Genomic DNA, 7,309 nt, shown 5'->3' with positions numbered 1-7,309 from the left:
ATGGTGCTCGTCCAAACAACATCCAGATTCAACCCGTTTATATTTTAAAACCATAGAAAAAAAGCCTGGTATTCATTGCTAGGCTTTTTTCTATGATTTTTAATCGACTTGCTCTTTCTTTTTTTTTGGATCAATACTCTTTAAAAATCTCTCTTCCAGCACTAATAAGTGGCGATAAACATCGTCCATAGCCCAACCTGAAGAAAGGCTTAAGCAGTATAAAAAATCACAAGGTAACGTTTTTACTGTACGGTTTCTTGTTACCCAGCTTGCTACTGTACTCTGCTTATATCCATGTAACTCACAAAATTGCTCTACTGTCATCCCTAACCGCGAAATAATAAACACATTGATCGGGTAGGGATATACAAAGGTATTGATACTCAAAGTCAGAAAGACCTCCCTCCATATTATTACGTTTGCGATAATAGTACTACTCTTTCTTTAAACCAGCAAGCAAGGGAAGGAAAATAAGAAGGAACGTATCATAGATATAATGTAAAAGGCAATTTGCACCTTTTAATTTCAACCTGTATCGATCATGAATAAATCTGTTTGAACTCCAATCTTATTAGGTTCTTTCAAGCGTTTCAGTGCTGTCTGGATAAACGTGTATTCTCTTCCAAAAGCTTCTGAAATCGCAGAGAAATAAGCCTCCTGGCTTTCTTTTTTTAGCCGGATAACGGAGCGCATCAATCCATGTATCGAAGCTAGCATAATACCTCCATTACGCCCAGCACGGACACGAAAATGAATTTTGTTCTCTTCTTTCAACTGCTTCAGTACTTTGTCCAAGGAACGTTTTGGGATCTTTAAACTTTCAGTTAAATCTTTTTTTGTAGAAATAATGTATGGTTGTTCTTCATAGGATTGCTCATTCAAATAGGACAAGAGATCTTCTGCCCATTCATGACTATGTGAATACTTGCGAACAGCTCTTTCTTTCTTGAATTTCCACCAGCCACGTTTTTTGTTGAATAGCTGCTCTTCAGAAAGATTGGCATCGACCCATTCTTGGCATAATAGGACAACTTTTTCTCTATGCGCTGCTTGATATTTTCCGGAATAAGCGGAACGAATGATTCTGGTTAATTCACGATCAGATAAAGGGTTAGCCAAGCGATCATTGAATTCTAACATGGTCAATTCACATGCTTCTACCTCGTATCCTGATGAAAAGTATGCCAAAGACAAGGTGAATATGACATTATTTCGACCGTATACGCCCTTTTCACCTTGTATTTTTTGACTTTTTAGCAACAGCTGGAACCATGGTTCATCCACTTGACGAAATTCTTGAGTAGATGGCAATACAAAAACGTTCTTGATCTCCGCTTTTTTGTCCGCATCTTCTCTCATTGACCAGTCGATCCATTCTTCGAAACTATACCGATACTGTGGTTCAAAGAATAAAACATTCTCTTCAGAAGGCATTCGTGTGATCCCAAAATGATTGGCATTTACGTCAACAGGAAACCTATAATCATTTGAAAATTTGTTTCTTAGATTGTTTGAGATCATTTTGGCCACATTGATCACTTTAAAATTTGATTTCTTCGTCACGTATGCAGGCTTGTCTAGTACATAAAAAGCTTGAAATCCATGCGGTGTACGTAGAATCATTGTAGGCATAAAGCCGATCTCGTGACTTGCCAGAATAATTTCTCCGTAGTCAAAGTTTGGATCCAACGTATCAAAATCAACAAAGAATGTATTAATCTGACGTAAATTGTCCTCAGAATGACCTTTTGTAAACATTCTGGCTTCATCAGCATACGTTCCATAGCGAAATACATTTGGTGTCCAATGAGTGAATCGATTATTGTTTTCGATCACCCCTTCTTCTGAAGTAATCACTAGTCCAATCCCCTCGATCATGTGTTCCTTTGAACGGTACGCAAAAATAGCCCCCTTTCCCGACTGATCACTAAAAGAGACCGGTTTTAAGTGGCTGTTTTTATATTTAAGTTTACGGATACCATTTTGTAATACCGTCGAATAAACGACATCCAAAGAAACTGCCATGACTGTTATTCCTTCCTTAACAAAAAGAGAACACAAAAAATCTTACAGATTTGTGTTCTCCCAATGGCTTAGAAGTCTTAAAGGAATGACAAAATAAGCGTATATATATTGAGTTGCTCGTCAAAAAATGGTAAAATAAACCTGTAAGTTCGGATTGTCAGTCCGAAAGACTTATCAAAATCACATAAGTGGTTTCCAGCCACTTACATAATTTCCATGAGACGAGCGAGAACACATAGTTGTTGTATGTGATTCAGATAAAGTAGTGACCCATTTCACTTTTTTATCCGTCTCTTTTTTATATGTATTATTTATTTGAATATAACAAAACAGTTAAATTTGTACAAGAAAATTTTTTTATAAAGTATAAGTTATACTTAAACAAACCTCATATAAGTTATACCTAATTAGAAATTATTGTATATCTTATACTTTAAATTACTTCAATAGGTAGTAAAAAGATACCTTTAAACTAAGCTTTTTCTGGCAACAAATATTTCGTATTACCAAAACATAAAGTATAAGTTATACTTTATGTTTTGGTAATCAATAATAACTTATACTTTTATTGTTGAATGACTTGAAAAAATTAAAGCTTATCAAATGCATCTTTTATTTCTTCTCTCAAGTGTTCCTCTTTCGCCACACCTAATTTTTGCGTAATATACGCTTCCGATAAAGTGTCAATAAGTTTTTCAAAGGTAATCCTACCCTGCACTGATTGAAGTTCCTCAACGTAGTCTTGTAGTACGTTTAATTTTGACTCCAAAGCAGGAGATATTTTTTTGGGTTTTGTAACTTTAAATCTTTCATCTGTAATTTCTATAGGACGTCCTCGTTTTTTACTTGCTGCTGAAGTAATCGCTTTTGGTTTCTTAGTCATCAAAGAAGAGTGTCCAAATTCGTTTTCTCCTCTAATTGATACAGATTTTTTCTTTTTTATTCCCGGTTGTAAGAGACCAGCATATTCTGTATCAACTTTGGTATCAACATTAAATTCTTTCCTTTCACTCATATTCTTTCCCTCCTAGCTATTCTTCAAATATTTTTCTGCGTGATTCAAGTTCGGCAAGTATTTTTATAAACGGTTCATGTGCCCTATAGTCCCATTGATCATAATTTCCGTTTCGATACTTTTTCAAAGATATTCCTTCTCTAGAATAACGTTTTAGTCGTTTTTGGAAATTAACAATATTCTTCGATACAGCGGATCCATATAAATCTATAGCCTCGCTCAATACACTTTTGTCTAAATCATCGTCTGGTTCAAGCATGCATGCAATTATAGAAATCACTTCAAGGTCAATATCGTAGTTGTTAATCATAAATTTTTGGTACCCAACATATTTTCCAATTCCATCTAACGATTCCTCTTGTGTTTGAAAAGCTATTATACTGTAATCAGAGGCCGCCATAGCATTATCAGAATATGCACTAATGGTCGGAGGCACATCAATAAAAATAGTCTCATAATTTTCTTTAATAGGTTCCAACAATTTTTCTAAAACCATGATTTGTTCTTTCTCATCTTCGAAGTTAGCAATAACATAGTTAGAAAACGATCTAAAACTCGTATCGCATGCAATTAAATCTAGATTTTCCATAATCGGCGTTATACAAATTGAAAGGTCTTGTTCGTTGATCCCATCTACAATTGTTTTATCAATATGATCTAAGTCAACAGTTCTTGCTAATATTTGTGAAGCGTTGGCTTGCGGATCAATATCTATTACCAGTGTTTTTTTCTTATTTACTACAGCATTATCAAAAGCTAGCATTGTAACTATCTTGGTTTTTCCTACTCCACCTTTAAAGTTCCCGACTGTATAAGTAGTTGCTGTCATTTTTTTACCTACTTTCTTTTATCTTTATTTAAAGTATAACTTATATGTTTATATTAATCAATATTTATTTTATACTTTATTATTTAATGTATAAGATATACTAAATATATTTAATATATCTGCTATATTTCATTTAATAGCTGATCCATACTACAATTCCCTTGAAGTAGTGTTCCGGCTGACGTAAAAAATCACTCTGATAAAATTTCAAAATAACATTTATAGTATAAGTTATACTAAAACAAACGTATATCTTATACTTTATTATTTAATGTATAAGATATACTAAATATATTTAGTATATCTGCTATATTTCATTTAATAGCAGATATATACTACAATTCCCTTGAATTAGTGTTCTGGCTGACGTAAAAAGTCATTCTGAGAAAATTCCAAATAATATTTATGGTATAAGTTATACTATATTAAACGTATATCTTATACTTTATTATTTAATGTATAAGATATACTATAATTTATTGTCAAATAATCTATGATCATGTTTTTATTTATATTTTGTAAAATACAATTTATAATTTATAAATATAACCAGTCGTGTTCTCTTGACTAAAAAAGCGAACGTGTGTTCTAATGTGTATATAAAACGTATCTTTTTTTTAGAAAAGGGGATTTATCATGGTTATGCAATTTGGTGTAAATCCAAGGTTTGACTATACTAAAGAACCCTCACGAGATATTCTTTGTATCGACTGTAAGTCATTTTATGCATCCGTAGAATGCGTAGAAAGAGGACTAAATCCTTTAAAGGCAAAGTTAGTTGTCATGTCCTATCCTTCGGATGATCCTTCTCAGCGAGGAAGCGGGTTGATCCTGGCATCGAGTCCAGCCGCAAAAAAAACATACGGAATTTCTAATGTCAGTCGATCACGAGATCTTCCTTTTCCGTATCCGGAAGACCTCGTGATTGCACCACCGAGGATGGCACTGTATATGAGAAAGAACATGGAGATCAACAATATTTACAAGAAGTATGCTGACGAGCAAAATCATTCCGTATACAGCATCGATGAGAGCTTCGTGGACGTCACAGACTCATTAAAGCTGTTCGGTGCAAAGGACGCAAGAGAGCTGGCGAGAATGATTCAAACAGACGTTTATCGACAAACTGGAATCTTCACAACGATCGGGATAGGTGACAATCCGCTCTTGGCCAAGTTCGCACTAGACCTCGAAAGCAAAAAAAATTCAGATATGAAAGCAGAATGGCGTTATGAAGACGTTCAGCAAAAGCTTTGGTCTGTAGAAAATATTACAGACGTTTGGGGTATCGGACGTCGGACAGCAATCAGACTGAACCGAATGGGTATATTTACTATGTATGATCTGGCACACGCAAATTACTATCAGCTGAAGCAAAATTTTGGTGTCTTAGGTACCCAACTATATGCGCACAGCTGGGGCATAGATCGATCATTCGTAGGTCAGAAATACAAAGTGAAATCTAAGTCGATGGGGAACAGTCAGGTCTTAAATCGGGACTATACACGTCGAAAAGAAATAGAAATTGTAATCAAGGAAATGGCTGATCAAGTAGCAACTAGGTTACGTCGTACTGGAGCGAAAGCTGAAGTCGTTTCTTTGTGGATCGGATTTTCAATGGGCTACGTCGATCAATCAGGAAGTCGAGGATTTCACCAGCAAATGAAGGTACCAGCAACCAATAGCAGCAAGCAAATAGCAAACTACTTACTGCAAATATTTGATCATCATTACAAGTACCAAGACATTCGAAACGTGGGAGTAAACTGTTCAAAGCTCGTTTATTCTAATGCTCTACAGCTTGATCTCTTTGAAGATCCGGACGAACAAGTGAAAGACTTAAAAATCGATTATGTAGTAGATACTATACGCAAAAAATTCGGGTTTAAATCGATCGTTCATGCAAATAGCATAATGGAAGGTGGACGTGCGATCGCTCGCAGCAGCCTTGTCGGAGGGCATGCAGGCGGTATGTCTGGACTTGAAGGTGCTGAAAGTCATGGTAAAACGTACTAAGAAAGCATTTACGGACTATAATCAATACAGAGACCGGCCATTCGGGCTGAAATGGGCAACAGCCTACGCCATGGATGATTTGATGAAAGGTGTTTTAGAAAATGAATCCTGGGCAACGAAAGAAGTTCTTGGCTTGGAGCTAATGAATCGTGAGGAGATCGACACAATACTTTCAGAGTCTTTCCTTTATCACAAACCTATAACGCTGCAATTAAACACTAAAGACGAATTTGGGCGATTTTTGGATCCTGTCGAAGGACAATTTCTAGGTGAAGCATATGAAGATTATTTTGTACTCAATGAACAAGCGATTTATTGGACAGATGTCCGACACGTATCCATAAAAAAAGAGGAAAAATGGTTCAAAGTTGACTATTTCCAGGACGGAGAATCTTCTCGCAACAAACAAAAGAAAAAAGCGAGTAAAATAGAAAAAGAGATTGAGTTAATCAAAAATGAGTATTATCAGGACTTTGCAGATGATGAATGAAGATCCTTATCCATCATTTGACTTTGAAATCGCCTTAGAATAGCTCTCTGACACACGTTTTTTAAACAAATCAGAAAAGGAGGGGGAAAATATGTGTGGAAGATATTTTTTTGATTTATCTTCAAATGAATTAAGGAGCTACTATGATCACGTCGTTTTAAATGCTACAGGTAAACATATTCGTGTTGGTTTTAATGAAATTTTTCCAACTAATTATATAGTAACACTAGGACTTAATCAGGATTCAAGGGTAGTACCAGGAATCACTCAGTGGGGATTCCAAGGATTTAAGCCTGGTCAACTGATGATAAACGCACGCTCAGAAACAGTAGAAGAAAAGAAGACTTTTTCTAAAGCCTTCAGAGAAACTCGCTGCGTCATACCAGTTTCTGGATTCTATGAGTGGGATTCCGAAAAACGAAAACTATTATTTACTGCAGGGGATAATGAAGTTTTTTATTTGGGAGGATTTTATCGTGTGCATAAAACAGGTGCGGGTTTTGAAACGGAATCGATCATTATGACGACAAAACCTAACGAGTCAGTATCCCCAATACATGATCGTATGCCGCTTATTATTCAAAGAGATCATATAAAAGATTGGATCACAGATTTGGATTTCGCACGTAACTATCTTACAGCTGATATGCCAGAACTAACTCGTACTGAAGTAGCAGAATAAAAAAGAGCGGATCTTTTATAGATTCGCTCTTTTTTCATTGCTATGTTTAATTTTATCTAGGATTACTTCAAATGTTTCAAAGGTATCTATATCTAACTGACACAACCAAAGCAGATACTTCTTTTCTTTGTAACTCCAGTCAACAGTGGGGTAGGAGGATATCAGATTGTTGTATCTAGCTCCTTGCTTACTTGAAGCTAGCTTCCAACGTTTTTTTTAAATTTTTTCTACCTTCATAACTAGTCCTTCATA

General features: G+C 35.4%; 7 protein-coding genes and 1 pseudogene. 3 read left to right on the top strand and 5 right to left on the bottom strand.

Annotated elements, in window-relative coordinates; translation table 11 throughout:
• Positions 1 to 99 precede the first annotated feature (99 nt).
• From AEQ18_RS15415 to AEQ18_RS06770, 4 genes are all read right to left on the bottom strand, one after another.
• A complete protein-coding gene (locus tag AEQ18_RS15415; RefSeq protein ID WP_082348618.1) occupies positions 100 to 387 on the bottom strand; it encodes a type III secretion system protein PrgN in 288 nt (95 codons plus the stop codon).
• Between the two features lie 138 nt (positions 388 to 525).
• The gene (locus AEQ18_RS06780; protein ID WP_054115612.1) at positions 526 to 2,025 is read right to left on the bottom strand and encodes a primase C-terminal domain-containing protein; all 1,500 of its coding nucleotides are present in this window, start codon (positions 2,023 to 2,025) and stop codon (positions 526 to 528) included.
• 589 nt (positions 2,026 to 2,614) lie between these two features.
• Positions 2,615 to 3,040, bottom strand: a complete 426-nt coding sequence (locus tag AEQ18_RS06775; RefSeq protein WP_054115611.1) for a hypothetical protein — start codon at positions 3,038 to 3,040, stop codon at positions 2,615 to 2,617.
• A gap of 16 nt (positions 3,041 to 3,056) precedes the next feature.
• Positions 3,057 to 3,869: a ParA family protein gene (locus AEQ18_RS06770; RefSeq protein ID WP_054115610.1), complete on the bottom strand. Its 813-nt coding sequence runs from the start codon at positions 3,867 to 3,869 to the stop codon at positions 3,057 to 3,059.
• Between the two features lie 636 nt (positions 3,870 to 4,505).
• Between AEQ18_RS06770 and AEQ18_RS06765 the strand changes: the two genes are divergently transcribed.
• The 3 genes from AEQ18_RS06765 (at position 4,506) to AEQ18_RS06755 (ending at position 7,057) form a co-directional block, all read left to right on the top strand.
• Positions 4,506 to 5,885: a Y-family DNA polymerase gene (locus AEQ18_RS06765; RefSeq protein ID WP_152911894.1), complete on the top strand. Its 1,380-nt coding sequence runs from the start codon at positions 4,506 to 4,508 to the stop codon at positions 5,883 to 5,885.
• Positions 5,869 to 6,375: a hypothetical protein gene (locus AEQ18_RS06760; RefSeq protein ID WP_054115609.1), complete on the top strand. Its 507-nt coding sequence runs from the start codon at positions 5,869 to 5,871 to the stop codon at positions 6,373 to 6,375. Before AEQ18_RS06765 ends, AEQ18_RS06760 begins: the two co-directional genes overlap by 17 nt.
• A gap of 91 nt (positions 6,376 to 6,466) precedes the next feature.
• Positions 6,467 to 7,057 carry an SOS response-associated peptidase gene (locus tag AEQ18_RS06755; RefSeq protein ID WP_054115608.1) on the top strand — a complete coding sequence of 197 codons (591 nt, stop codon included), beginning with the start codon at positions 6,467 to 6,469 and terminating at the stop codon, positions 7,055 to 7,057.
• A gap of 15 nt (positions 7,058 to 7,072) precedes the next feature.
• Here the strand turns inward: AEQ18_RS06755 and AEQ18_RS15920 are convergent.
• Positions 7,073 to 7,273, bottom strand: a pseudogene (locus AEQ18_RS15920) (hypothetical protein); the annotation flags it as partial.
• Between the last annotated feature and the right edge of the window lie 36 nt (positions 7,274 to 7,309).

Source organism: Enterococcus sp. RIT-PI-f, from assembly GCF_001297065.1.
Lineage (GTDB): Bacteria > Bacillota > Bacilli > Lactobacillales > Enterococcaceae > Enterococcus_D.
The sequence above is the reverse complement of the archived record's forward strand: the minus strand, read 5'-3'. Positions and strand labels throughout refer to the sequence as shown.